Below are 26,685 nucleotides of genomic sequence, written 5' to 3' on the forward strand. Positions count from 1 at the left end.
CACGTAACGGTGGTGCGGGCGGAGGACGGTGCGGACGATGGCAGCGGAACGACTGGTGGTGGTCGGCGGCGACGCGGCGGGGATGGCCGCCGCCTCACAGGCCCGGCGGTTGAAGGGCCCGGCGGAGCTGGCGATCACCGCCTTCGAGCGCGGGCACTTCACGTCCTACTCGGCGTGCGGCATCCCCTACTGGGTCGGCGGGCGGGTCGCGGAGCGGGACGCGTTGATCGCCCGGACCCCCGAGGAGCACCGGGCCCGCGACATCGACCTGCGCACCCGCACCGAGGTCGTCGAACTCGACCTCGCGGGGCAGCGGGTGCGCGCCCGGGACCTCGAATCGGGCGCGGAGAGCTGGACGGGCTACGACAAGCTCGTGCTGGCGACGGGCGCCCGGCCGATCCGTCCGCGTCTTCCCGGCATCGGGGCGCACGGGGTGCACGGCGTGCAGACCCTGGACGACGGGCAGCGCCTGATGGACACCCTGGAGCGGACCTCGGGCCGCAGGGCGGTCGTGGTCGGCGCCGGCTACATCGGCGTGGAGATGGCGGAGGCCCTGGTCGGGCGGGGCTTCGAGGTGACCGTGCTGCACCGCGGTGAGCAGCCGATGGCCACCCTGGACCCGGACATGGGCGCCCTGGTGCACGGCGCGATGAACCGCATGGGCATCCGTACGGTGGCCGGCGCCGAGGTGACGAAGATCCTCACGGACGAAGAGGGCCGCGCGGTGGCGGTGGCCACGGCGTCGGGTGCGGAGTTCCAGGCGGACGTGGTGGTGCTGGGCATCGGCGTCGAGCCGCGTACCGCCCTGGCCCGGTTGGCGGGTCTGCCGCTCGGCGAGTCGGGCGGGCTGCTGACGGACCTGTCGATGCGGGTCCGGGGGTACGAGAACATCTGGTCGGGCGGCGACTGCGTGGAGGTCCTGGACCTGGTGGCGGGCCGCAACCGGCACATCCCGCTGGGCACGCACGCCAACAAACACGGGCAGGTGATCGGCTCGGGCGTGGGCGGGGGTTACGCGACCTTCCCGGGGGTGGTGGGGACGGCGGTGAGCAAGGTGTGCGAGTTGGAGATCGCGCGCACGGGCCTGCGCGAGAAGGACGCGCTCGCGGCGGGGCTGCGTTTCGTGACGGCGACGATCGAGTCGACCACGACGGCGGGCTACTACCCGGGCGCGGCGAAGATGACGGTCAAGATGCTGGCGGAGCGGCGTACGGGCCGGCTGCTCGGTGTCCAGATCGTCGGCGGCGCGGGCTCCGCGAAGCGGGTGGACATCGCGGCTGTGGCGCTGACGGCGGGGATGACGGTGGACCAGGTGGTGTCCCTGGACCTCGGCTACGCGCCGCCGTTCTCCCCGGTCTGGGACCCGATCCTGGTGGCGGCCCGCAAGGCGGTGTCCGGGGTGCGGGCGGCGGAGGCATAGGCGGCCCTGCGGGGCCGTCCCCTCCCCGCCCTTCCTCCGTTCACCGGGCTCCGCCCGGACCCGGTCCTCAAACGCCGGACGGGCTGGAAAGACCAGCCCCGCAGGCGTTTGAGGCGCGGGGTCTGGGGCGGAGCCCCAGGGAACGCAGGAAGGGCGGGGAGGGGCTGGCTCCGCGCAGCGGCCCCTCCGCCCCGCCCGGACAGGACTAGCGCTGCGTGCGGGTGTGGACGTAGTCCACGAGGCGGGTCAGGGCGTCCGGGTCCGTGGTCGGCAGGACGCCGTGCCCGAGGTTGAAGACGTGGCCCTCCAGGCCGGCGGCGGCCGCGAGGACCTCGTCCGCCTTGGCCTCGACGGCCTCGGGGGTCGAGAACAGCACGGCCGGGTCCAGGTTGCCCTGGAGCGCCTTGCCGGGGCCGACCCGCTTGACGGCTTCGTCCAGCGAGACCCGGTAGTCGACGCCCATGACGTCCGCGCCGGCCTCGCCCATCAGGCCGAGCAGCTCACCGGTACCGACGCCGAAGTGGATGCGCGGGACGCCGTACGACTCGACGGCGGAGAAGACCTTCGCGGACGCGGGCATGACCGAGCGCCGGTAGTCCGCCGGGGCCAGCGCGCCGACCCAGGAGTCGAACAGCTGGACCGCGGAGACGCCGGCCTCGATCTGGACCTTGAGGAACGCGGCGGTGATCTCCGCCAGCCGGTCCAGCAGGTCCGCCCAGAGCTGCGGGTCCCCGTACATCAGGGCCTTGGTGTGCTCGTGGTTCTTGGAGGGGCCGCCCTCGACGAGGTAGCTCGCGAGGGTGAAAGGCGCGCCGGCGAAGCCGATCAACGGCGTGGAGCCCAGTTCACCCGTGAGCATGCCGATCGCCTCGGTGACGTACGAGACGTCCTCGGGGGTGAGGTCGCGCAGCTGTGCGAGGTCCTCGCGGCGGCGGATCGGCTGGGCGACGACCGGGCCGATGCCCGGCTTGATGTCCAGGTCGACGCCGATCGCCTTGAGCGGCACCACGATGTCGGAGAAGAAGATCGCCGCGTCCACCTTGTGGCGCCGTACCGGCTGGAGCGTGATCTCCGTGACCAGGTCGGGCCGCATGCAGGACTCCAGCATGGCCGTGCCCTCGCGCACCTTGCGGTACTCGGGAAGGGAGCGCCCGGCCTGCCGCATGAACCACACGGGGGTGTGCGGCACCGGCTCTCGCCGGCACGCCTTCAGGAAGGCGGAATCGTACGTCTGACTCGGCTGGCCCTTCGGGCGGTCAATGGCGCTCACGCCGCAAATCTTCGCACGTATGAAGAAGTGCGCGGCCCGGTGCGGGTGTCCCTGCGCCGTACGGGCGCTCGTTCCGCCTAGTCTTCCCCGCATGGCTGCGGCTCAGGGACGATTTTCAGATGGCGCTGACGGTATGGACAGCGCGAAGGAGAGCTCCGTCCCGCTCCCGTTCCGGCGGGCGGTCGACGGCTTGAAGAAGGCACGGCTGCGCACGGGCATCGAGATGGAGCCGACGAAGCCGCCCCAGAGACTGGCGCCGCACGCCTACGCGCTGGAGGCGGCGGTCGTCGACGGCGAGGACGACCTGGCCGACGGCCGGCTGATCCTGCTCCACGACCCGGCCGGGCACGACGCCTGGCAGGGCACCTTCCGGCTGGTGACGCTCGTACGGGCGGAGCTGGAGCCGGAGATGGCCGGGGACCCGCTGCTGCCGGAGGTCTCCTGGTCCTGGCTGACGGGGGCGCTGGACGCGCGAGGGCTGACGTACGGGGAGGCGAGCGGGACCGTGACCATGGCGAGCTCGCACTACTTCGGCGGTCTCTCGGAGCGGCGCCCGGCCACCCAGATCGAGATCAGGGCCTCCTGGACGCCCCGCGAGGGGGTGGGCGGGGTGCCGGACACCGCGGCGCACCTGTCGGCCTGGTGCGAGCTGCTGTGTCAGATCGCCGGGCTGCCGCCGGTGGGTCCGACGGACTCCGGCACGGGTGTGGTCTCCCTGCCACAGCGACGCGGCCCGCACCACCCGTAGCGGAGGGGCCGTACGGCCCACGGGACGGGCGGAGGCCCGTCAGACGGACCCGGTCCGGAGTACCGGACGGTCAGAAGAGGGCGCCCGTTGCGGCCTTCTGATCATCGCTTGATCGATCAAGCGTCCGAATTGCCCGAATTGTTACTCACCAAATCGTGATCATTCCCTAAAGCCGGGCGGGTGACGTGCCGAAGGAGTCAGTGACCATCAGCACGGTGCGCACCGGCTTCCTTCCCCGAGCCGGACGCCCCGCCACTCCCCCAGGAGGCCTAGGTGTCCGTTCTTCTCGAGCAGCCCGCAAGCCTGGTCGCCTACCGCCCGAACAAGCCGACGGCCATGGTCGTCGTGGCCGACCCGCGCGTCCGCTCCACCGTGACCCGCCATCTGTGGGCCCTCGGAGTACGTGATGTGATCGAGGCGTCGTCCATCGCGGAGGCCCGCCCCCGCGTCGGCAGCCCACGCGACATCTGCGTGGCCGACGTACACCTGCCCGACGGTTCCGGTCTCACCCTGCTCTCCGAGACCCGCGCCGCCGGCTGGCCGAACGGCCTGGCCCTGTCGGCCGCCGACGACATCGGCGCCGTACGCAACGCCCTCGCGGGCGGAGTCAAGGGCTATGTCGTCACCGGCACCCGCACGAACATCGGGCTCCCCACCCGTCCCGGCGCCGCCCCCATCGGCGCCGCGGCCGCCCGCATGCACCGCCGCCCCCCGGGTGCCCCGAGCCACCCGGGCGGCTACCGCGAGCTCTCCGGCCGCGAGGTCGAGGTCCTGCGCCTCGTCGCCGAGGGCCAGTCCAACAAGGCCATCGGCGTCTCGATGGGCCTGTCCGCCCTGACCGTCAAGTCCCACCTCGCCCGGATCGCCCGCAAGCTGGGCACCGGCGACCGGGCCGGGATGGTCGCCGTCGCACTGCGGACCGGGATCATCCACTGACCCCGCCCGGAGGCTCCTGGGCGACGTCCCGGGGAACCCCCGGGAAACGTCCGCCCCGCACCCCCGCTCCACCCCGGCTCCACTCCCGCGCCCGTCGACGGAACGTTCCGGCGACGGGCGCGTCACATCCACGGATACCCTTGAGCGGTGACCGACGCCCAAGAGACCGCAGCAGACCTGCGCACCACCACCGGGGGCGGCCCCCCGGACGACGTCGACAAGGCGCCGATTCCCTTGCTCGAACCCCGCGAGGGCATCCCTCCGGTGGTCGCCGACGACCAGGCCCTGGCCCGGGTGGTCGCGGCCTTCGCCGCGGGCACCGGACCCGTCGCCGTCGACGCCGAACGCGCCTCCGGATACCGCTACGGCCAGCGCGCGTACCTCGTGCAGCTACGCCGCGAAGGTGCCGGATCGGCGCTGGTCGACCCGGTCGGGTGCCCCGACCTGTCCACGCTGGGCGACGCCCTGACCGGTACGGAGTGGATCCTCCACGCCGCGACCCAGGACCTGCCGTGCCTGCGGGAAATAGGCATGACCCCCACCTCCCTCTTCGACACCGAGCTGGCGGGCCGACTGGCCGGCTTCCCGCGGGTCGGACTGGGCGCGATGGTGGAGGGCGTGCTGGGCTACGTGCTGGAGAAGGGCCACTCCGCCGTCGACTGGTCCACCCGCCCGCTTCCCGAGCCGTGGCTGCGTTACGCCGCTCTCGACGTGGAGCTGCTGGTGGACCTGCGGGACGCGCTGGAGAAGGAACTCGACCGGCAGGGCAAGCTGGAATGGGCCCACCAGGAGTTCGAGGCCATCGCCTCCGCGCCGCCGGCCCCGCCGCGCAAGGACCCGTGGCGCCGTACGTCCGGCATGCACAAGGTGCGCCGGCGCCGGCAGATGGCCGTCGTACGGGAACTGTGGGAGGCGCGCGACCGGATCGCCCAGCGCCGCGACGTCTCGCCGGGCAAGGTGCTCGGGGACGCCGCGATCGTCGAGGCGGCCCTGGCGCTCCCGGCGAACGCCACCGCGCTGTCCGCGCTGCCCGGTTTCGGGCAACGGATGGGGCGCCGGCAGTTGGAGCAGTGGATGGCCGCCGTGGACCGGGCGCGGACGCTGCCGGAGAGCGAGCTGCCGCAGCCGGGGGCGACCCCGGCCGGCCCGCCGCCGCCGCGCGCCTGGGCCGACAAGGACCCGGCCGCCGCGGCGCGGCTGTCGGCGGCCCGGGCCGCCGTCTCCGCGCTGGCGGAGGGGCTGAACCTGCCGCAGGAGAACCTGATCGCCCCCGACACGGTCCGCCGGCTGTGCTGGGAGCCGCCGCAGCGGCTGGAGCCGGAGGCGGTCTCCGAGGCCCTCGCCGGCTACGGCGCCCGCCCCTGGCAGGTCGAGCAGGTCACCCCGGCCCTGGTCGAGGCCCTCACCGCGACCGCCTGATCCGGCCGGCCGACCGCAGGCGTGCGCGGGGTCCTCACACCATGGGCGTGAGGACCCCGTCCTCGTCCCGGTCGTAGGCACCCGAGGTCGCGCCCTCGACCTTGCCCTGCTTGAGCCGGTGCTCGGACATGGTGTGCACCAGGTTCGCCTGGCGCTCCCAGGGCACCTGGTGGCTCGCGGGTCGAAGCCGGCCAGGGCCGGGACGCTGCGGCCGTGCAGCATGAGGACGGGTCTGCGCGTCCCGCCGGTGGGGTGCCCTTGCGTTGACGGACGAAGAGGTTGACCATCTGGCTCGCGTTCGCGGGGATGGTCGAGTTGTGGGACACGTAGTGGTCGGTGTCGACAGGTGCGGGCATCGCGGGGCTCCCTGGTGTCGGCGGGTCCGGGGGGCGGCCCGGGCCCGGTCAGGGTCCGCGCCCGCGGCCTGCGGTTCCCGTGGACCTGACCGGGCCGACCTGCCGCGCAACCCGTTCGGGGCCTCGCGGGCGCTCCGATCGGCCGGGCGCGCGGCCGGGGCGCGCGGGCTTGGCGGGCCGGGCGGGAGTGTGACCTTCGCCGCTGTTCCGGGCGGGGGTGTGCACATTGGTTACCCGCAAGTAGCATGGGCCGGGTGAGCGCCCGCTCAGTGAGCCCGGCTCAATGGGCGTCGCCACGCGCAGCAGTGCCATCCCGCACCTGGAGGAGAGCCAACGTGCCTCGTACCGTCAGGGACGTCGTCTTCGTCGACGGCGTCCGCACCCCGTTCGGCAAGGCGGGCCCGAAGGGCATCTACCACGAGACCCGCGCCGACGACCTCGTCGTGAAGGCGATCCGGGAGCTGCTGCGCCGCAACCCGGACCTGGACCCCGCGAAGATCGACGAGGTCGCCATCGCCGCGACCACGCAGATCGGCGACCAGGGCCTGACGTTGGGCCGTACGGCCGGCATCCTCGCGGGCCTCCCGCAGTCGGTCCCGGGCTACTCGATCGACCGCATGTGCGCCGGTGCGCTGACCGCCGTGACCGCCGTCGCGGGCGGTGTGGCCTTCGGTGCCTACGACGTCGCCCTCGCCGGCGGTGTCGAACACATGGGCCGCCACCCGATGGGTGAGGGCGTCGACCCGAACCCGCGCTTCGTCTCCGAGAAGCTGGTCGACGAGTCCGCGCTGTTCATGGGCATGACCGCCGAGAACCTGCACGACCGGTACCCGACGATCACCAAGCTCCGCGCCGACGAGTACGCCGTGCGCTCGCAGGAGAAGGCCGCGAAGGCGTACGCCGACGGCAAGATCCAGCAGGACCTGGTCCCGATCTCGGTGCGCAACACCAACGAGGCCGCAGGCGAGACGGGCTGGGGCCTGGTCACCTCCGACGAGCCGATGCGCCCGGGCACCACGCTGGAGAACCTGGCCGGCCTCAAGACCCCGTTCCGTACGCACGGCCGGGTCACCGCGGGCAACGCCGCCGGTCTCAACGACGGCGCCACCGCCGCGATCATCGCGTCCGAGGACTTCGCCCGGGAGAACAACCTCCCGGTCAAGATGCGCCTGGTCGCGTACTCCTTCGCGGGCGTCGAGCCGGAGGTCATGGGCTACGGCCCGATCCCGGCCACCGAGAAGGCCCTCGCGCAGGCCGGTCTGACGATCGACGACATCGGTCTCTTCGAGATCAACGAGGCGTTCGCGGTCCAGGTCCTCGCCTTCCTGGAGCACTACGGCATCGCCGACGACGACGCCCGCGTGAACCAGTACGGTGGCGCGATCGCGTTCGGCCACCCGCTCGCCTCCTCCGGCGTCCGCCTGATGACGCAGCTGGCCCGCCAGTTCGAGGAGCAGCCGCACGTCCGTTACGGCCTGACGACCATGTGCGTCGGCTTCGGCATGGGCGCCACGGTCATCTGGGAGAACCCGAACTTCAACGCCGAGGGAGACTCCAAGTGAGCACCACCACTGAGCTCCTCAAGGGCGCGGCCGAGCTGTTCTCGGACGAGGTCGTGACCCAGGCGCACGTGCGCCACCTGGACCTGCCGTTCGGCGCCGGGCGCTTCGCGCTCATCACGCTGGACAACGGCTTCGACCACACCAAGCCGACCACCTTCGGCCCGCAGTCGCTCGCCAACCTGAACGCGGCGATCGACCAGGTCGAGCAGGAGGCAACCGCCGGTTCCATCGTCGGCGCGGGCATCACCGGCAAGCCGTTCATCTTCGCGGTCGGCGCCGACCTCAAGGGTGTCGAGCTCCTCAAGAACCACGACGAGGCGCTCGCCATCGGCAAGGGCGGCCACGACGTCTTCAAGCGGCTGTCGGCCCTGGCCGTCCCCACCTTCGCCTATTACAACGGGGCCGCGATGGGCGGCGGTGTCGAGGTCGGTCTGCACTGCACCTACCGCACCGTCTCCAAGGCCATCCCGGCGTTCTCCCTCCCCGAGGTCTTCCTCGGCCTGGTTCCCGGCTGGGGCGGCTGCGCCCTGCTGCCGAACCTGATCGGCCCGGAGCGCGCGGTCTCGGTGATCATCGAGAACTCGCTGAACCAGAACCGGCAGCTGCGGGGCAAGCAGGTCTTCGAACTCGGCATCGCGGACGCCCTGTTCGAGGGTGCGGACTTCCTGGAGCAGTCGCTGCTGTGGACCGCCCGCGTCCTGAACGGCGAGACCGAGGTCGTCCGCGCGGACATCGACCGCGGTGACGCCTGGGACGCGGCCGTCGCCAAGGGCCGTTTCATCGCGGACTCCAAGGTGCACGGCGCGGCCCCGGCCGCCTACCGCGCGCTGGAGATCATCGCGGCCGCCAAGGACGGCGACCTCCAGGCCGGTTTCGACGCCGAGGACAAGGCGCTCGCCGACCTCATCATGGGCGGCGAACTGCGGTCCGGCATCTACGCGTTCAACCTGGTCCAGAAGCGCGCCAAGCGCCCGGCCGGCGCCCCGGACAAGTCCCTGGCCCGTCCGGTCACCAAGGTCGGCGTGGTCGGCGCGGGTCTGATGGCCTCGCAGCTCGCGCTGCTGTTCCTGCGCCGCCTTGAGGTGCCGGTGGTCCTCACCGACATCGACCAGGAGCGCGTGGACAAGGGTGTGGGCTATGTCCACGCCGAGATCCGGAAACTGCTCGACAAGGGCCGCATCAACCGGGACAAGGCCAACCGCCTGACCGCCCTGGTGAGCGGTGTCCTGGACAAGGCCGAGGGCTTCGCGGACGCGGACTTCATCATCGAGGCCGTGTTCGAGGAGATGTCCGTCAAGCAGAAGGTGTTCGCGGAGGTCGAGGCGGTCGCCCCGGCGCACGCGATCCTCGCCACCAACACCTCCTCGCTGTCGGTGTCGGAGATGGCCTCCAAGCTCCGGCACCCGGAGCGCGTGGTCGGCTTCCACTTCTTCAACCCGGTCGCGATCCTGCCGCTGCTGGAGATCGTCCGCGGCGAGCAGACCGACGACGCCTCCCTGGCCACCGCCTTCGGCGTCGCCAAGAAGCTGAAGAAGACCGCGGTCCTCACCAAGGACGCCCCGGCGTTCGTGGTGAACCGCATCCTGACCCGCTTCATGGGCGAGATCCAGAACGTCATCGACGAGGGCACCCCGGTGGAGACCGCGGAGAAGGCCATCGAGCCGCTCGGTCTGCCGATGTCGCCGCTGGTGCTGCTGGAGCTCGTCGGCCCGGCGATCGGTCTGCACGTCTCCGAGACCCTGAACCGCGCCTTCCCGGAGCGCTTCACCGTCTCCCCGAACCTCGCCGCCGTCGTCAAGGCCGGCAAGCGCGGCTTCTACGTCTACGATTCCGGCAAGCCGGAGCTGGACCCCGAGGTCGCCGCCCTCCTGGTGCAGGGCGACTCGGTCCTGACCGAGGAGCAGGTGCGCGACCGCGTCCTGGACGCGGTGGCGCAGGAGATCGGTCTGATGCTGGAGGAGGGTGTCGTGGCCGAGGCCCAGGACATCGACCTCTGCCTCATCACGGGCGCCGGCTGGCCCTTCCACCTGGGCGGCATCACGCCGTACCTGGACCGCGAGGGCGTCTCTGAGCGGGTGAACGGCAAGAAGTTCCTGGCTCCGGGTGTGGCGAGCGTGCCCGCGTAGCACCCCCGGCACCAGCCCGCACGATCCGGCTGCCCGCCCGCGGAAACCTCCGCGGGCGGGCAGCCGTACGTTCTGACCAGGTCGTCCGACGATCCGATCACTGGCCTATGATGCGGAGATGCCCTGGGAGACCCGTCTGTTCCGTAAGCGCCGGGCACTCGTCCCGGCCGTGGCGGGTGCGCTGGTGTGCGTCCTGGGCGCGGTCTACGGCGTTCACGCGAGCGGGCAGCGGCAGGACCGGTCCGCGGACCTCCCGTCCGAGCTGCCGTCGGCCGCCGCGCACGACGCCCGGTTCGTCACGTGGAACATGTGCGGCGTCCCGCAGTGGGACTGCAAGGACATGGCCGGCACCGCCAGGACCGAGGAGCTCTGGAAGCTGGCGTCGGCCGCCAACACGCGGGCGGTCCTCCTCCAGGAGGTCTGCTCCGGTGATCTCTCCCAGGTGGCAGGCAGGCTCGGCGCGACCTGGCACACCTCCTTCCGGCCCTACGTCACCGTCGCCAAGACCGGGGACCGCAGCCCGGTGCTCTGCGAGAACCCGGACCGGGGCAGCGCGGGGTTCGCGATCCTGGCCCACTCCGAGTTGACGAAGGTCTTCCTCCTGCCCACCCCGCAGCCGAAGGAAGGAGTCCAGCGGGGGGTCCTATGCGCCTCGCTGGCGGCGGAGGACATCCGCGTCTGCTCCGCACACCTCACCCCGAAGGGCGACGACCGGGAACTGCGGGGCGACCAGCTGCGGGAGATGGTCCGCGTGTCCGTGGGGAAGCGGGCCGTGGTCGGCGGGGACTTCAACGCGGTACCGCCGGGGCAGGACAACCCCAACACGTGGATGTGGCCGTCCGAGTTGTACTCCAAGCTGCGCGAGTGCGACCAGCGGGGGTCCTCACGGGCGGGGCGGCCCACCCACGAGGACGGCGACAAGATCGACTACCTCTTCACCTCGCTGACCCGGTCGGGCTGCGAACTCGCCCCCTGGGGCGTGTCGGACCACCGCGCGCTGGTGCTGCGCGTGCCCCTCGGGGACGCTCCGTCGTCCTAGAACCTCGGGGCGGCGTACATGCCCTGTACGGTGAACGAGGCCACGGCGGGAGCGGATTCGACGCCGTTCACGTCCAGGGCGACCAACTCGACCGCGTGCGGGCCCTCGGGCCAGGCCCAGCCCGCGTCCCAGAACCAGGCGCCGTCCTGGGCCACCGGGCACACACCGAGGACGGCGCCCCGCTCCCGGAAACCGACCTGCACCGCGCCCGGCGCGAAGCCCGTGAACTGCACCGCGGGACCCTGCTGCCCGTGGAACTCCGGTGAGACCACCACGGGGGGGTTCGGCTGGCTCGGCAGCGCGGCGGGGGCCATGGTCCGGTCCACGACGGTGAAGGCGACCTCGACGCGGTCCGAGTGGAGGTTGCTCGGGTCCACGCCGAACAGGCGGACCGCGTGCCGGCCCTTGCGCATCGGGGTGGTCGGTTCCCAGCTCCAACTGCCGTCGGCGGCCACCGGGGCCGAGTCGAGGTACTTGCCGTTCTCCCAGAGGCTGACCCGTACGGCGCCCACGGCGGTTCCCGCCAGCAGGACCTGGTTCTCGGGCAGCAGCCCCTCGTGCGCCGGGGCCAGGACCGCGGGCCGGGGGAACACCGAGTCGTCTCGTATCTGCGAGGTGGCCGAGAGGTAGCTGTCGATGGCGGAGGTGTCGCGGCCGGGCTGCTCCCCGCCGATCTTCACCATGCCGATGCGCGGGGCGATGCCGCTGACCAGCATGCCGATCAGCCCCATGATGGTGGGGATGCTCCAGTAGGTCACCTTCGCGTGGTTCTCGATGAGGACCGAGTCGTTGAAGATGAGGTTGAAGTTCTCGTACCCCTGGAAGAGTGCGAGGAAGGGCTCGACCTGTACCGGGAACTGCTCGTCCTGGGGCGAGGACAGCACGTAGATGTTGGCCCGCCGGTTCGGGCTGCGCTGGACCAGGTCAGGCAGGACGGCGTCGAGGTACCGGACGTTCTCGTCGGTGACTGCGCCCATCATGTGCTGGGCCACCGCCGGGAGTTCCGCGCCCACATAGCTGCCGACGAGGAACTGCGGAATGACGGACACGATGTTGCCGAAGCCGTACTTGAGGCCGAAGTACAGCGCCGCCGAACCGCCCTTGGAACCGCCGAACATGGTGCAGGCGTCGGGGCTCAGTCCCAGGGCGTTCATCACGCGCGTGATGACGGCGGCCACGGACCGCTCCACCGCGAAGTCCAGGGCGCGGCACAGGTAGTAGGTGTTGCGGCCGTCGAGCACGTCCCGGATCCAGAGGATGTTGGACTGCGTCTTGTCCAGAATGCCGTTGCACCAGCCGTAGTCGTCCGTCGCCGCGAAGTTGGCGAACACGACGAGGAGGTGGCGGTTGCCGTTCTTCGCGTGGGAGAAGCGGTACTCGACCGGGACCTCGCCGGAATCGTCGACTCCCGTGACGATCTGACGACTGTTCGCTGCCTGGGACATGTGGGGGAATTCTCTCCTGTCGAAGGTCTGGCAAGACCTAGCGGCCGGGCCAGGCCGACACGTCGGCGCTCGTCATGTGTGCTTCCCGCTGCATGGGCACCCCGGCGAGGGCCCGGTGTCCGGCGGCGGGCGCCAGGCCCGCGCCGGGGGCGGGCGCCTGGGCCTGGCTCTCGTCGAGGTCTCCCCCGGCGACGAGCAGCCGGTCGGCCAGTCGCGCGGAGGCGAATCCGTCGTCGAGGTCGCAGAAGTCCTGCTGGAACCGCCGGTAGTGCCCGTCGTAGTTGGCCCGTACCTGGTCGGCGTGCCTGATCGCGGAGATCAGCTGCTCGGAGTCGAAGAGCAGCGGCCCCGGGGCGTTCTGCTCGAAGTCGAAGTAGAAGCCGCGCAGCGTGTCGCGGTAGTGCTCCAGGTCGTAGGTGAAGAAGAGGATCGGACGCCCGGTGTTGGCGAAGTCGAACATCAGGGACGAGTAGTCGGTGATCATCACATCGGTGATGAGCGACAGCTCCGCCATGTCGGGGTAGTCGGACACGTCGAAGACGAACCCGTCGCCCGCGCCGGGGACCGGGTCCACGACGTTCGGGTGCCGGCGGACCATGAGGACGTGGTCGGCGCCCAGGCGTGCGCGGGCGTCGTCCAGGTCGATCCTGAAGTCGAACTTGTACTTGCCGGGTGCGTAGAACTGGTCGTCGCGCCAGGTGGGGGCGTACATGACGACCTTCTTGCCGGGCGGCAGGCCGATGCTGCGGCGGATGGCCTCCGCCCGGCCCTGCACGCCGGGGCGGCGCAGGATGTCGTTGCGGGGGTAGCCGCAGGCGAGCATCTCGCCGGGGAAGCCGAAGGCCCGCTGGAGGATCGGGGTCGAGAAGCTGTTCGGGGACACCAGGATGTCCCAGTTCTGCACCTCCTTCTCGACGCGCTCCAGGTAGCGCTGGTCGGCGAAGTGCACGGCTTCGATGTCGTGCCCGATCTTCTTCAGCGGCGTGCCGTGCCAGGTCTGGACGACGATCTGGTCGTCACGCTTCAGGAACCAGTCGGGGAGGTGGTTGTTGGCGACGACGTACTTCGACCGGGCCAGGGCCTCGTACCACTCCTGCGACCACATGCGGACGGCCCGGGCGGTGGGGGGCACGTCGACCTGGTCGTCCTTGACGACCCACAGGTGGTCCAGCGGGGTCCCGCGCCGGACGAGTTCCTCGTGCAGCGCGCGCGGGCTGTCGGAGTACTGCGTGCCCTTGAAGGCGTCGAAGAGCACCGCGGGAAGGACCGGCTTGCGCCGGGCGGCGGGGTACGTCTCGGTGCGCAGCAGCTTCTGCCGGTAGGGGCCGCGGGCGGTGTCGGGCATCGCGGAGTGCACGAGGAGGGAGAGCCGGTCGTATGCCTCGGCCTGGACCTCGTAGCGGCGTCCGGCGGGGTCCTCCAGCTCGCCGGGGAGCGCCCGGATCAGGTCCTGCTCCAGCTTGATCATCCGGTCTTCGCGGCGGTCCTCGCGGGCGACCGAGGACGGGTCCTGGGTGCGCAGGAAGAAGTCCCAGCGGCCGGAGGCGAGCGGAACGGTGCCGGCGAGGGTGCGGACCTCGGCGGGACGCACGACCGCGCTGAAGGACCCGCCCGACCAGGTGATGGGGAAGGCGCGTTCGGCTCCCTGGGCGCGCGAGCGGACGACCAGGTGGGAGGCCGTGTAGTCGTGGTGGGAGAGGCGGTCGACGGCCGCGTAGTAGCCGTCGATCTCCAGCGCGCCGTCCTCCTCCCGCCAGTGCACGCGGGTCGCCATCGGGAGGGTCGCGCGCTCGAAGAGCACGAGGTACCCCGAGCCGTTGCGGTGGACGACGATCTCGCGGTCGCCGTCCGCGTCCTGGAGGTCGCGGGGCATGCGGTAGTGGCCGTCGGCGGTGTCCTCGGCCATCACGGGATACAGGGGGGTCTTGCGGCCCTCCACGTGCATCGTGGTCTTCCACCCGTTGCTGCCCATGTCCCAGGAGGCGGGGGCGCCACCGTCCGCGTCGGAACGCGAGCCGGGCACGAGGTTGGCCAGCGGGACGCGGGTGACGAAGGTGCACCACCCCTCCCCGCCCGCGGCGAACTGGACCCAGGAGTCGTGCTGGGCGGCGCCCGCGAGGCTGCGCACCCGGAACTTCCCCCACTCCGGCACCTTCGGGCCCAGGTACACGCCGCCGAGTTCGATCTGGTTGCCGACGATCCGGTGGCGGGTGATCCGGCACCGGACGACCTCCACGCGCAGCTTGAGGCTGCCCTGGAGGAAGAGCGGCAGGACGCGGATGTTCTTGTCGACGTAGATGTATGGCGGGGAGGCGGCGCTTCCCGCACTACCGCGGGCCAGCCCCTTGTACCGGAAGAGGCCGCGGCTGAGCACGCCGGCGGCGACGTCCCAGGTGCCCTCGACCCACTTGCCCTTCTGCTTGAGGCGCGTGACGTCGAAACTGGTCTCGAAGCCGGACCAGTCGTAGCAGTAGCGGCTCTGGCCCGACTGCTCGGTGGCCTGCGGGTAGTAGGTGGTCTTCGCGACGTTGACCAGGGTCCGGCCCTGCTTCTTGTTGCGCAGCGCGATGGCCTTCACAGACATCCGGCGCTTGTGCACGTTGATGAAGCGGATGTACGCCGCGCCCTTGATGTGCAGTTCCTCGTCGACCCACGCCATGTCGGCGACCTGGCCGTGGGGGGACAGCTCCTTGTCGAGGCGGTACGCCTTCTTGTCCAGGCCGACGTTGCGGTCGCCGAGGTGGGGGTAGTTGAGGTAGCGGTGGAAGCGGCGGCGCACGGGCATCGGGCCGCCCTTGCGCTCGAACTCGATGACTTCGATGAGTTCTTCGAACTTGCCGCAGCGCACCAGGTGCCACTTCACGCGGGCGTCGGCGGGCAGCTCGTCGATGATGTCCTCGTCGGCCTCGTCGAGGAACTGGTTGGCCCACTCCATGAAGGCGTTGTGGTACTCCTCGTCCGCGTCGGGCAGCACCTTCAGGTGGAGCATGAGGTCCGACTTGAGGCAGGCGAGGTCGTACTTGCGCTTGTGCTCGGTGAAGGCGCGCGAGCGGTGGGAGCCGAGGAACCGGCTGACGGACTGCACGGCGGCGACGCGGTCGCGGAGGTTGGTCAGCTCGGTGTGGCGCTGCGTGATGGAGGGGGCCGAGGAGCCGTCGCGGCGCCGCCAGAAGTAGACGAAGTCGGTGATGACGTCGACCTTGGCGGCGCGGAAGTGGGCGACCATGTTGACCCAGGAGTCCTCGTACAGGACGCCCTCGGGGAACTCCAGGAAGTGGTAGTCCCAGAAAGACCGCCGGAAGAGCTTGTTCCACACGGTGCGGTCGTAAATGAGCGCCTCGAACCGCGTGATGTGCGTGTGGCGACGTTCCTTCGCCATCGGCGTCTTGTGCAGGGGTGACTGCCACTTTTTGGTGGAGTTCATCATCTGGACATTGCCCGAGACGAAGTCGGACTCCGAGCCTTCGAGCCGGCGCACGAGGAGTTCGTAGGCGTACTCGGGTATGACGTCGTCGCCGTCGACGAATGCCAGGAACTCGGCCTCCGGGTGCGCCGCGCGTATGCCCGTGTTGCGCGCGTGTCCGGGGCCCTGGGAGTGCTGGCGGATGAGGCGGAAGCGGGGGTCGCGGGCGCAGAAACCGGCGGCGATGCGTGTCGAGTCGTCGGTCGAGCCGTCGTCGACGAGGATGACCTCAAGGTCGGTGAAGGTCTGCCGCGCGATCGATTCCAGACACTCGTCGAGGTATTCCTCGACGTCCATGAACGGGACGACGACACTCAACCGAGGCCTTGGCGACAACACGTGCTCCTCCGATGACGCGCCCCTCAGCGGCGTATCCACCCCGTGAACGCAGTCTGACGCCAACGAGAACAGATGTGATCACTTATCTGTCCTTCACGGGTTAGGCACATACTAGATCACGTTCAACAGTGACAAAATCCCCGACTGCATCACACCCGAGCGGGGTGAATCGGTTAAAGATGCGGTATAGCGCGGGTCTGGGAATGATCAAGTGCAAACAGCGAATCCCTCCCCGTATCAAGGGGAGGGATGCCGCGGGGCGCGTGACCGCCTGTCAGTCCGCGTGCGCCGGGCGGGTGTACCTGGTCAGGGTGTCAGACCAGATCCAGCCAGGGTTCGAAGGCGAGGGCCTGCTCGTCCGGAGCCTGGCGCGCCACCGCGAGACGGGCTCCCGGTCCGAGTGTGGCGATCATCACCCGCTCCTCCCGGTCCCGGACGACGGCCGGGGGTATCAGGGTCCGCTGCCCGGTCGGGGACCACCAGACCCCGGAGTCCGGCCGGCCGTCCACGTGGGTCCCGATGACGCAGTGGCCCTGCTCGTCCTCGGCGGCCAGCACGGTGCAGCTCCAGCCGCCGACGGCGACCCCCGGCGCTGCGCTCACCCGGCCGCGGACCGCCGGGCCGTTCAGGCCCACCGGACCGTACGCACCCCACCCCCACTGGCACAGTTCGCCGGTCTCGGCGTACCGGTAGCGCAGCGCTCCGCTTTCGGGCGCCGCTGCGAGACTGCCCGGCAGGGCGTGGACGTTGGGACCGCGGTCCGCCTCCCACGCCCCCTTCGGCCCGGCGCGGTACCAGCGGACCACGCCCGGCTCGTCGCGCATCCGCGCGATGAGGTCGATCCTCCCGCGCGGCGTCCGCATCGCCACGATCTCGTCCGCGGCCTTGTGGCCCCCGAGGTGGAACCAGGGCGCCCAACTGCCGTCCGCCCGCTGGTGGCGGGCGTTGAGCGTGTCGTAGCCGTTGCGCAGGAACACGTACAGCGTGCCGCCGTCGTCGTAGGCCGCGACGGGGGCGCCGACGTAGCGTCCCAGCAGCGGCTCGCCGCGGTGCGGGTTGGCCAGCACGCGCCAGGGGCCGAGCGGCCGGCCCGTCTGGTACTGGAGCGCGACGACGACCTCGACGTTCCAGTCCTCCTCCCCGCGCCGGACGCGGCGCAGGCCGACGAGGGCGGGGTAGCCGTCGGGGCCCTGCGCGACCGACAGCGCGGGCAGCAGACCGGGGGCGTCCAGCAGCGCCGGGCCCGTCCACCGCCCGTCCGCGCCTTCGGTCCACCGTGCCACGGCGCCGGGCACCGGCAGATAGGCGGAGACCCGCCCGTCGGTCCCGCGGACCGCCCACGCGGTCGGCGCGGGATAACGCGGGCGGGACACCGGTGCGGGCCAGGCACGGCGGTCCAGGACACGGCAGTCGGTGAAGACCGGGTACGCGGTCTCGCGCTGGTACTCCTCCACCGCGTCGAGCACGGCCAGCGCCAGGGCGCCCTCCCGTTCGCCGGCGTCGTCCGCCTCGGCCGCGTCCCGGCCGGCGAGCGGGTCGCACGTCAGGACCCGGTCGGGCGCCACGTCGTACAGGTGCCGGAGCAGGGCCCGGACGAGGTTCTCGGCGGGCAGGCCGCGCGGGGCGCCGTCGACGGGGCAGCCGCGGCTGCCGGCCTCCGCCGCGGCCCGGCTGAAGTCGGCGCGCTCCGACTCCGTACCGGCCTCCAGGCAGAGCACGGTGACGTGTCCGGGGCCGGTCTCCTCGCGCAGGAGTACGGCCGCGGTCCCCGGCCCGGGCGTGACGAGGAGGATCCGGCTGCCCCGGGCGCCTGCCCCGGAGTCCCTTGTGACCTGCGGTTGCGCGCCGTGGCGGTCACCGCCTCGACGTTTGGCCGAGTGCCCCATGCTTCTCCCTGCTTCCTCTCCGTGCCCGCTGCATGTCTCACACAGCATGCGCAAGCACGATAAGGGCACTCCCGTTCGACGCGCACGTTTGCCTATAGTGACCCGGGAACCGCACCACCCTGGCACCCCCGAGGCCCCGGTCCGGCTGCCGCGCGCGTCCGACCGCCCCTGGCCCCCGCAAGATGGCGGTCACTATCTCACGACGACCGACCCATCGGGATCAGAGGACACCTACGGCATGACCCAGGCAACCGAAGCACCCTCGCTCTCCCCTCAGGCTCCGCGCAAGACCCGTGGAAAGAAGCGAATATTCGGCATCATCTCGCTCGTCCTGCTCGTCCTGCTCCTCGGTGCCGGCGGCGTGGGCTGGTGGATGTACAGCAGCCTGGACAACAACATCTCCAGCGTCGACCTGGACCAGGCGATCGGCGACAACCGCCCGCCCAAGGTGGTCGAGAACGCCCAGAACGTCCTGATCCTGGGTTCCGATTCACGGGCCGGCGCCAACGGTGAACTCGACCACGGCGACGTCAGCGGAGCCCGCTCCGACACCGCGATGCTGGTCCACATACCCGAGGGCCGGTCCAGGGCCACCGCGGTCAGCATCCCCCGCGACACCCTGATCAGCCGGCCCGAGTGCAAGGACAAGGACGGCGCGACCGTGCCGGCCGCGAACCGGGTCATGTTCAACTCCGTCTACTCGGTGGCCGGTCCGGCCTGCGTGGTCAAGACCGTCGAGCAGCTCTCCGGCATCCGAGTGGACCACTTCGTCGAGGTGGACTTCGCGGGCTTCAAAGACCTGGTCGACGCCCTCGGCGGTGTCACCGTCACCCTCGACAAGCCGATGAGCGGAGCCAAGGGCGGCCTCAAGCTGGACGCGGGCACGCACCGGCTGAACGGCACGGAGTCGCTCAAGTTCGTCCGTACCCGTTATGGCTACGGCGACGGCAGCGACCTCGGACGCATAGGTCTGCAGCAGAAGTTCATGCTGGCCATGCTGGCCGAGATCAAGAAGCAGGACGCCCTGGGCAACCCGGCGCGGCTCTACAAGCTCGCCGACTCCGGGACCAAGTCGCTCACCACCGACTCCCAGCTCGCCTCGTTGACCGCGCTGGCCGACTTCGCGCAGAGCATGAAGGGCGTCGACCCGGCCACGATGGAGACCATCATGTTGCCGGTGGCCTACGACAAGGTCGACCACAACCGGGTGATCGTCGCCCAGCCGCAGGCCGGCCAACTGTGGGACGCCCTGCGCGCGGACCAGAAGATCCCCGCCTCGGCGAAGGACTCGCCCGCCAAGGGCTGATGCGCGTCGCACACGGAGCGGCCGTCCCACCGGGCGGCCGCTCCGTGTGCGTGTACGTACGTCAGAACTCGGCGTCGGTCCCCCTCTTGCCCAGCCGACTGTTGCGCCGCCCGTAGAGGAAGTAGACGAAGAAGCCGATCACCATCCAGATGGCGAACCGCAGCCAGGTCTCGGCCGGCAGGTTGAGCATCAGCCAGAACGACGCGGCGATCGACAGGATGGGCACCACCGGCACCCACGGAGTGCGGAAGGCCCGGTGCAGGTCCGGACGGGTGCGGCGCAGGATGATCACGCCGAGGGCCACGACCACGAAGGCGAACAGCGTGCCGATGTTGACCAGTTCCGCGAGCTTCTCCAGGCTCGTGAAGCCCGCGACGACGGCGATGATCACGCCCAGCGTGATGGTCGCCCGGTAGGGCGTGCGGTACTTCGGGTGGGTGACGGAGAAGAAGCGGGGCAGCAGTCCGTCACGGCTCATCGCGAAGAACACCCGGGTCTGGCCGAGCAGCAGGATCATGCACACGGTGATCAGGCCCACGGACGCACCGAGGCTGATGGCGCCGGAGAAGAAGGGCTGGTTCACGGACTTGAAGGCCTCGGCGAGCGGGGCGGTGGCCGACATCTGCGTGTACTTCTCCATGCCGGTGACCACCAGCGTCACGGCGACGTAGAGCACCGTGCAGATGATCAGCGAGCCGATGATGCCGCGCGGCATGTCCCGCTGGGGATTCTTGGTCTCCTCCGCCGCGGTGGCCACGACGTCGAAGCCGATGAAGGCGAAGAAGACGAGGGAGGCCGCGGTGAAGATGCCCATGACGCCGAAGTTGGTCGGAGCGTAGCCGAAGAGCAGCTGGACCAGGGGCGCCTTCCAGCCGCTCCCCGCGGGCTGTGCTTCGGCCGGGGGGATGAACGGCTTGTAGTTGTCGGCCTTGATGAAGAACAGGCCCCCGATGATGACCAGCAGCACCACCGTGACCTTGATGGCGACGACGATCGCGGTGATCCGGGCCGACAGCTTCGTCCCCACGACGAGGATCGCGGTCAGCACCAGGACCAGCAGGAAGGCCAGCAGGTCGAAGGTCCCTCCCCCATCGGGCCCCGACAGCGCGGCCGGCATGTCCCAGCCGAGGTTGGTGCTCATGAGCTGGCGCAGGTACCCGGACCAGCCGACCGCCACGACGGCGGTGCCGAGCGCGAACTCCAGCACGAGGTCCCAGCCGATGACCCAGGCGGGCAACTCGCCGATCGAGGCGTACGAAAAGGTGTACGCCGAACCGGCCACGGGCACGGTGGACGCGAACTCCGCGTAGCAGAGCGCCGCGAGGGCGCAGACGATGCCCGCCGCGACGAAGGCCAGGGCGGTGGCGGGTCCGGCGTTGTTCCGCGCCGCGATGCCCGTGAGGACGAAGATGCCGGTGCCGATGATGACGCCCACCCCGAAGACCGTCAGGTCCAAGGCGGAGAGCGACTTCCGGAGCGCGTGTTCCGGCTCTTCCGTGTCACGGATGGACTGCTCCACCGTCTTGGTCCGGAAGGGGCTTTTCAGATCCTTGCTCACCGACGCACCTCCGGCTGGTGACGAGGCACACGAACGGGCCGGGAGGCCCACCCCCTCAAGGGTGATCTCCCGGCCCGTTACGTGCAACCGCGCGCGGGCCCGCCCGTCAGTCGACGGTCGCGGCCGGTTCGCTGTCGTAGCGTCCGTCCAGCTTGGCGACCAGGCCCGTGACCTGCCGGGCGATGTCGGGCGCGGTGAGCCCGATCTCGGCCAGGATCTCCCTGCGCTGCGCGTGGTCCAGGAAGCGCTGCGGGATGCCGAAGTCGCGCAGCGGTACGTCGACACCCGCATCGCGCAGGGCCTGCGAGACGGCGGCGCCCACACCGCCGGTACGGCCGTTGTCCTCGACGGTCACGACCACGCGGTGCCGCTCCGCGAGCGGGGCCAGCGCCTCGTCGACGGGCTTGACCCAACGCGGGTCGACGACAGTGGTGGAGATGCCCTGCTTGTCGAGCAGGTCGGCGACCTCCAGGCACATCGGGGCGAGCGCGCCCACCGAGACGAGCAGCACGTCCGGCCGGGTGACTTCCGGGGCCGGGGTGCGCAGCACGTCCATGCCGCCGATCCGGCCGACGGCCGGGACGGCCGGGCCGACGACGCCCTTGGAGAAGCGCACGACGGTCGGCGCGTCCCTGACCTCGACCGCCTCGCGGAGTTGGGCGCGCAGCTGCTCGGCGTCGCGCGGCGCGGCCAGCCGCAGGCCCGGGACGACCTGGAGGATGGACATGTCCCACATGCCGTTGTGGGAGGCACCGTCCGTTCCGGTGACACCGGCCCGGTCCAGCACGAAGGTGACCCCGCACTTGTGCAGGGCGACGTCCATCAGGACCTGGTCGAAGGCCCGGTTGAGGAAGGTGGCGTACACCGCGAAGACGGGGTGGACGCCGCCGGTGGCCAGGCCGGCGGCCGAAGTGGCGCCGTGCTGCTCGGCGATGCCGACGTCGAAGATGCGTCCGGGGAACGCGTCCGCGAACTTCTTCAGGCCGACCGGCTGGAGCATGGCCGCGGTGATGGCGACGATGTCCTCGCGCTCGTGGCCGAGCTTGACCATCTCGTCGGCGAAGACGGAGGTCCAACTGGCGGCGTCGGTGGAGACCGGCAGACCGGTGTCCGGGTGGATGACCCCGACCGCGTGGAAGCGGTCCGCCTCGTGCTCCAGGGCCGGCGTGTAGCCCCGGCCCTTCTGGGTGAGGCAGTGCACGATGACCGGGCCACTGAAGCGCTTGGCGCGCTGCAGCGCCGACTCCAGGGCCTCGATGTCGTGGCCGTCGATGGGGCCGATGTACTTCAGGCCCAGGTCCTCGAACATGCCCTGCGGGGCGATGAAGTCCTTCAGGCCCTTCTTGGCGCCGTGCAGGGTCCCGAAGAGCGGCTTGCCCACGACCGGCGTGCGCTCCAGGAGTTCCTTGCCGCGGGCCAGGAAGCGCTCGTAGCCGTCCGTGGTGCGCAGAGTGGCCAGGTGGTTGGCCAGGCCGCCGATGGTGGGGCCGTAGGAGCGTTCGTTGTCGTTGACGACGATGACGAGCGGGCGGTCCTTGGCGGCGGCGATGTTGTTCAGCGCCTCCCAGGCCATGCCGCCGGTCAGCGCGCCGTCGCCGATGACCGCGGCGACGTGGTGGTCCGCGCGGTGGAGCACCTCGTTGGCCTTGGCCAGGCCGTCGGCCCAGCCCAGCACCGTCGAGGCGTGGGAGTTCTCGATCACGTCGTGCTCGGACTCGGCGCGCGAGGGGTAACCGGACAGGCCGCCCTTGGAGCGCAGGTTGCCGAAGTCCTGGCGGCCCGTGAGCAGCTTGTGGACGTAGGCCTGGTGGCCGGTGTCGAAGAGGACCTTGTCCTTGGGCGAGTCGAAGACCCGGTGCAGGGCGATCGTCAGCTCGACCACGCCGAGGTTGGGGCCGAGGTGCCCGCCGGTCTTGGAGACGGCGTCGACGAGGAAGGACCTGATCTCTGCGGCGAGCTGAGTGAGCTCCTCCTGGCTGAGCCGGTCCAGATCGCGCGGTCCCTTGATGCGGGTCAGCAGCACCCGTGCCTCCTTGCAGTTGCTTGCTGGTCTGTCGAGTCTAATGTTCCGCTCGCGACGAGCATCATCGGGCGGCACCGGGACGGCCACGCCTTTGACATACCTGTACACGCGCTCGTGAAATCACACATCCCAAACGGGCGCATACCCGCACAGTCGTACGCACAGATGTACGCACAGGTGCCCGGTGCCACACGAGGTGGCACCGGGCACTGTGACGGTTCTTACCGCCGGGTCACCCCGGCGAGCGCGCCGTCAGGCGCGTCCGGCCGTCTTCTGGGTCTTGCGGGTGACCGAGTCGATGACCACGGTCGCCAGCAGGACCGCGCCGGTGATCATGTACTGGATCGGCGTCGCGATGCCTTCCAGGGCCAGACCGTACTGGATCGAGGTGATGACCATGACGCCGAGGAGGGCGTTCCAGGTCCGGCCCCGACCGCCGAAGAGGCTGGTGCCGCCGATGACGGCCGCCGCGATCACGTTCATCAGCAGGTCGCCTGCGCCGGCGCTCTGGTTGGCCGCCGCGATCTTCGAGGCCCAGAAGAGCCCGCCGATGGCGGCGAAGGTGCCCGCGATGGCGAAGACCGCGATGCGGATGCCGGTGACGTTGATGCCCGCTCGCCGGGAGGCCTCGACGCTGCCGCCGAGCGCGAAGATGTTGCGGCCGAAGGAGGTACGGCGCAGGACGAAGTCCGTGCCGACCAGCACGACCAGGAAGAGCACCACCGCGAGCGGGAGGCCCTTGTACTGGTTGAACACCACGGCCGGGCCGAAGGTGAACACCGCGAGCAGGGCCGTGCGCAGCACGATCTCGCCGAGCGGCCGGGAGGGGACGCCCGCGGCCTGCCGGCGGCGGTTGTCGAAGAAGGAGGCCAGGAAGTAGGCCGCCACCGCGATCGCCGCGAGGCCGTAGGCAGCCGCCACGTCCGTGAAGTAGTACGTGGTGAGCTTGCCGACCACGCCGTCGGGGTCGAGGTTGATCGTGCCGTTGCTGCCGAGGATCTGCAGCATCGCGCCGGACCAGAACAGCAGGCCCGACAGGGTGACGGCGAAGGCCGGGGCGCCGATCCGGGCGAAGAAGAAGCCGTGGAGGGCGCCGATCAGCGCGCCGCCCACGACGGCGGCGAGGATCGCGAGCCACTCGTTCACGCCGTGGGTGACGGCGAGGACGGCGACGATCGCGCCCGAGACACCGCTGACCGAGCCGACCGAGAGGTCGATCTCGCCGAGCAGCAGCACGAAGATGATGCCGACGGCCATCATGCCGGTGGCGACCATCGTGATGGCGATGTTGGTGAGGTTCTCCGGGGAGAGGAAGTTCGCGTTCAACCCCTGGAAGATGCCCCAGATGATGATCAGGCCGAGGACGACCGGGATGGAGCCCAGGTCACCGGCCTTCATCTTGCGGCCGAACTCGCTGAGGTAACCGGACAGGCCCTGCTCGCGGACGAGCAGGCGCGGGTCCACGGCCGGGATGGCGTCCGTCGCCGCGGCCGGGTTGACCGGATCGACGTGCTGCGCCTGGCCGGCGGGACCCTTGTCCAGCGGGCCGGCGGGAGGATTCTGGGTGCTCACTTGCGGGCCTCCCCGGTGCGGGCCGCCCGGCGGGTCACGGCGTTGTCCGTGGCCCCGGTGATGGCGGAGATGATCTCTTCCTGCGAGGTGTCGGCGACGCTGAAGACGCCGTTGTTGCGGCCCAGCCGCAGGACCGCCACCTTGTCGGCGACGGCCTTCACATCGGCCATGTTGTGGCTGATGAGGATGACGGCATGGCCGCGCTCGCGCAGCCGCTCCACCAGGTCGAGGACCTGGGCGGTCTGCTCGACGCCGAGGGCCGCCGTGGGCTCGTCGAGGATGACGAGCTTGGGCTCGCCGAGCATCGAACGGGCGATCGCCACGGTCTGGCGCTGACCGCCGGACAACGAGGCGATGGGGATCCGGACGCTGGGTATCCGGATGGACAGGGTGGTCAGGAGCTCGCGGGCGCGGCGCTCCATCTCCACCTCGTCGAGGATGCCGCGGCGCTTGAGCTCGCGGCCGAGGAAGAGGTTGCCGACGACGTCGATGTTGTCGCACAGCGCGAGGTCCTGGTAGACCGTCGCGATGCCCAGGTTCTGGGCGTCGTGGGGCTTGCTGATGGAGACCGGGCGGCCCTCCCACTCGATGACTCCGTCATCGATCGGGTGCACGCCGGCGATCGTCTTGACCAGCGTGGACTTGCCGGCGCCGTTGTCACCGACGAGGGCGACCACCTCACCGGAGTGGATCTCGAGTTCTACGTCGGTCAAGGCCTGAACGGCGCCGAACCGCTTCGAGACCCCTCGCAACGCCAGCACGGGCGCAGCGGACACATGAACCATCTCCTTCGCCGCCTGACCGGCGGGGATGTCGTGCAAAAGAGCAGGAACGCGAATGGGGCTATGGGGGGAAAGCAGAGGAAACGTTTCTGTACCGGCGCCCCGCGGATGGCGGGGAAAGGGGGCGGGGCGCCGGACAGGCGTGGGGTCGTCCCGTTCGGGGCGACGGGGCCTTCGCTTCGGGCCGGGGCCTCCAGGCCTAGGCCTTGGGACCGGGGGCCTTCGGTCGGGGCCGCGGGGCCTTACTTCAGGCCGATGGCGGCGCAGGCGGCCGCGTACTTGTCGGTGCAGATCTCGTCGACCGTGTAGACGCCGTCCTTGACGACGGTGTCCTTGATGTTGCTCTTGGTGAGCGAGACGACCGGGATCAGCACGGACGGGACGCCCTTGGTGGTGGGGCTGTCGACGTTCTGGTTGACGATGTCGCTGATCTTCTCGTGCTTCGCGAGGGCCACGGCCATCTCGGCGGCGGCCGAGGCCTCCGGCGCGTACGGCTTGTAGACGCTCATGAACTGCTCACCCGCGACGATGCGCTGCACACCGGCGAGCTCCGCGTCCTGGCCGGTCACGGGAGGCAGTGGGGACAGACCGGCCGCCTTCAGGGCGGTGATGATGCCGCCGGCCATGCCGTCGTTGGCGGAGTAGACGCCGATCACCTTGTCCTTGCCGAGCGCCGAGAGCGCGCCCGCCATGTTGGTGTTGGCGTTCTCCGGCTTCCACTCCTTGGTGTCGTACTCCTTGCCGATGGTCACCTTGCCCTCGAGGACGGAGTGCGCGCCCTTCTTGAACAGGGCGGCGTTCGGGTCGGTGACGGAGCCGTTCATCATGACGATCTGGCCGTCCTTGGCCTTGTCGCCCAGCGCGTCGAGCAGCGCCTTGCCCTGGACCTTGCCGACCTCTTCGTTGTCGAAGGAGGTGTAGGCGTCGATCGGGCCCTCGGCGAGGCGGTCGTAGGCGACGACCGGGATGCCGGCGTCCTTGGCCTTCTTGACCGAGCCGGCAACGGCCTTGGCGTCGACCGCGTCGACGATCAGGACGTCCACCTTGTTGGTGATCATCGTGTCGACCTGCGAGTTCTGCGTGGTCGCGTCCTGCTTGGCGTTGGCGTAGACGACCTTGGCCTTGCCGCCGGTGAGGTCGGCGACCTTCTTCTCGATGAGCGGCTTGTCGAACTTCTCGTACCGGGCCGTCTGGTTCTCCGGAAGGAGCAGGCCGACGGTGATCGCGTCACCCTTCGCGGCGCCGGATTCCTTCGTCTTGTCGCCGGACTCCTTGGCGCTCCCACATGCGGCGAGGGAAACGGCCATGGCACCGGCCGCGACGGCGACAACGGATCTGCGCATACGAGCGTTCATTGGTTGAACCTCCCTGACGAGGCCGCGACAGTGCGGCCGAGGTGGATGCGAGTCAACCCCGGCCGCAGTTTGCCGTCAAG

The 26,685-nt window shown here is 70.5% G+C and carries 17 protein-coding genes; 8 read left to right on the forward strand and 9 right to left on the reverse strand.

Features of this window, described 5'->3' with window-relative positions; all coding sequences use genetic code 11:
* Positions 1-37: 37 nt before the first annotated feature.
* Positions 38-1,420, forward strand: a complete 1,383-nt coding sequence (locus ABZ934_RS04435) for an FAD-dependent oxidoreductase (protein WP_361308347.1) — start codon at positions 38-40, stop codon at positions 1,418-1,420.
* Between the two features lie 205 nt (positions 1,421-1,625).
* Here ABZ934_RS04435 and hemE read toward each other — a convergent pair whose 3' ends face one another.
* Positions 1,626-2,690: a uroporphyrinogen decarboxylase gene (gene hemE / locus ABZ934_RS04440; RefSeq protein WP_361308349.1), complete on the reverse strand. Its 1,065-nt coding sequence runs from the start codon at positions 2,688-2,690 to the stop codon at positions 1,626-1,628.
* Between the two features lie 91 nt (positions 2,691-2,781).
* On the opposite strand from hemE, the gene ABZ934_RS04445 reads away from it, so the two are divergent.
* The 6 genes from ABZ934_RS04445 (at position 2,782) to ABZ934_RS04470 (ending at position 10,876) form a co-directional block, all read left to right on the forward strand.
* Positions 2,782-3,438 carry a DUF3000 domain-containing protein gene (locus ABZ934_RS04445; protein WP_361308351.1) on the forward strand — a complete coding sequence of 219 codons (657 nt, stop codon included), beginning with the start codon at positions 2,782-2,784 and terminating at the stop codon, positions 3,436-3,438.
* 273 nt (positions 3,439-3,711) lie between these two features.
* Entirely contained in the window at positions 3,712-4,374 is a 663-nt protein-coding gene (locus ABZ934_RS04450) for a response regulator transcription factor (RefSeq protein ID WP_007267191.1), read from the forward strand.
* A gap of 147 nt (positions 4,375-4,521) precedes the next feature.
* On the forward strand, positions 4,522-5,793 hold the full coding sequence (locus ABZ934_RS04455; protein WP_361308353.1) for a ribonuclease D: 1,272 nt from the start codon (positions 4,522-4,524) through the stop codon (positions 5,791-5,793).
* Positions 5,794-6,484: 691 nt separating this feature from the next.
* Entirely contained in the window at positions 6,485-7,711 is a 1,227-nt protein-coding gene (locus ABZ934_RS04460) for an acetyl-CoA C-acyltransferase (RefSeq protein ID WP_361308355.1), read from the forward strand.
* Positions 7,708-9,837, forward strand: coding sequence for a 3-hydroxyacyl-CoA dehydrogenase NAD-binding domain-containing protein (locus tag ABZ934_RS04465; protein ID WP_361308357.1), 2,130 nt, complete (start codon positions 7,708-7,710; stop codon positions 9,835-9,837). The genes ABZ934_RS04460 and ABZ934_RS04465 overlap by 4 nt, the downstream gene beginning before the upstream one ends.
* A 118-nt stretch (positions 9,838-9,955) precedes the next feature.
* The gene (locus ABZ934_RS04470) at positions 9,956-10,876 is read left to right on the forward strand and encodes an endonuclease/exonuclease/phosphatase family protein (protein ID WP_361308359.1); all 921 of its coding nucleotides are present in this window, start codon (positions 9,956-9,958) and stop codon (positions 10,874-10,876) included.
* Here the strand turns inward: ABZ934_RS04470 and ABZ934_RS04475 are convergent.
* The 3 genes from ABZ934_RS04475 to ABZ934_RS04485 all read right to left on the reverse strand — a co-directional run bounded on the left by ABZ934_RS04475 (position 10,873) and on the right by ABZ934_RS04485 (position 18,009).
* On the reverse strand, positions 10,873-12,321 hold the full coding sequence (locus ABZ934_RS04475) for a hypothetical protein (RefSeq protein WP_361308361.1): 1,449 nt from the start codon (positions 12,319-12,321) through the stop codon (positions 10,873-10,875). The genes ABZ934_RS04470 and ABZ934_RS04475 overlap by 4 nt on opposite strands.
* A 37-nt stretch (positions 12,322-12,358) precedes the next feature.
* Positions 12,359-16,162 carry a bifunctional glycosyltransferase family 2 protein/CDP-glycerol:glycerophosphate glycerophosphotransferase gene (locus ABZ934_RS04480; protein WP_361308363.1) on the reverse strand — a complete coding sequence of 1,268 codons (3,804 nt, stop codon included), beginning with the start codon at positions 16,160-16,162 and terminating at the stop codon, positions 12,359-12,361.
* 275 nt (positions 16,163-16,437) lie between these two features.
* On the reverse strand, positions 16,438-18,009 hold the full coding sequence (locus tag ABZ934_RS04485) for a hypothetical protein (protein WP_361308365.1): 1,572 nt from the start codon (positions 18,007-18,009) through the stop codon (positions 16,438-16,440).
* A gap of 238 nt (positions 18,010-18,247) precedes the next feature.
* Between ABZ934_RS04485 and ABZ934_RS04490 the strand changes: the two genes are divergently transcribed.
* Entirely contained in the window at positions 18,248-19,315 is a 1,068-nt protein-coding gene (locus ABZ934_RS04490; RefSeq protein WP_361308367.1) for an LCP family protein, read from the forward strand.
* Between the two features lie 61 nt (positions 19,316-19,376).
* Here the strand turns inward: ABZ934_RS04490 and ABZ934_RS04495 are convergent, their stop codons facing one another.
* The 5 genes from ABZ934_RS04495 to ABZ934_RS04515 all read right to left on the reverse strand — a co-directional run bounded on the left by ABZ934_RS04495 (position 19,377) and on the right by ABZ934_RS04515 (position 26,605).
* A complete protein-coding gene (locus ABZ934_RS04495; protein WP_361308369.1) occupies positions 19,377-20,873 on the reverse strand; it encodes an amino acid permease in 1,497 nt (498 codons plus the stop codon).
* A gap of 106 nt (positions 20,874-20,979) precedes the next feature.
* Positions 20,980-22,896 carry a 1-deoxy-D-xylulose-5-phosphate synthase gene (dxs, locus tag ABZ934_RS04500; protein ID WP_361308371.1) on the reverse strand — a complete coding sequence of 639 codons (1,917 nt, stop codon included), beginning with the start codon at positions 22,894-22,896 and terminating at the stop codon, positions 20,980-20,982.
* 252 nt (positions 22,897-23,148) lie between these two features.
* The gene (locus tag ABZ934_RS04505; RefSeq protein ID WP_361308735.1) at positions 23,149-24,369 is read right to left on the reverse strand and encodes a sugar ABC transporter permease; all 1,221 of its coding nucleotides are present in this window, start codon (positions 24,367-24,369) and stop codon (positions 23,149-23,151) included.
* Between the two features lie 95 nt (positions 24,370-24,464).
* Entirely contained in the window at positions 24,465-25,253 is a 789-nt protein-coding gene (locus tag ABZ934_RS04510) for an ATP-binding cassette domain-containing protein (protein ID WP_329199216.1), read from the reverse strand.
* 239 nt (positions 25,254-25,492) lie between these two features.
* On the reverse strand, positions 25,493-26,605 hold the full coding sequence (locus tag ABZ934_RS04515) for a substrate-binding domain-containing protein (protein WP_361308373.1): 1,113 nt from the start codon (positions 26,603-26,605) through the stop codon (positions 25,493-25,495).
* Positions 26,606-26,685: the final 80 nt, after the last annotated feature.

It is taken from the genome of Streptomyces sp. NPDC046557 (assembly GCF_040645975.1).
GTDB lineage: Bacteria > Actinomycetota > Actinomycetes > Streptomycetales > Streptomycetaceae > Streptomyces.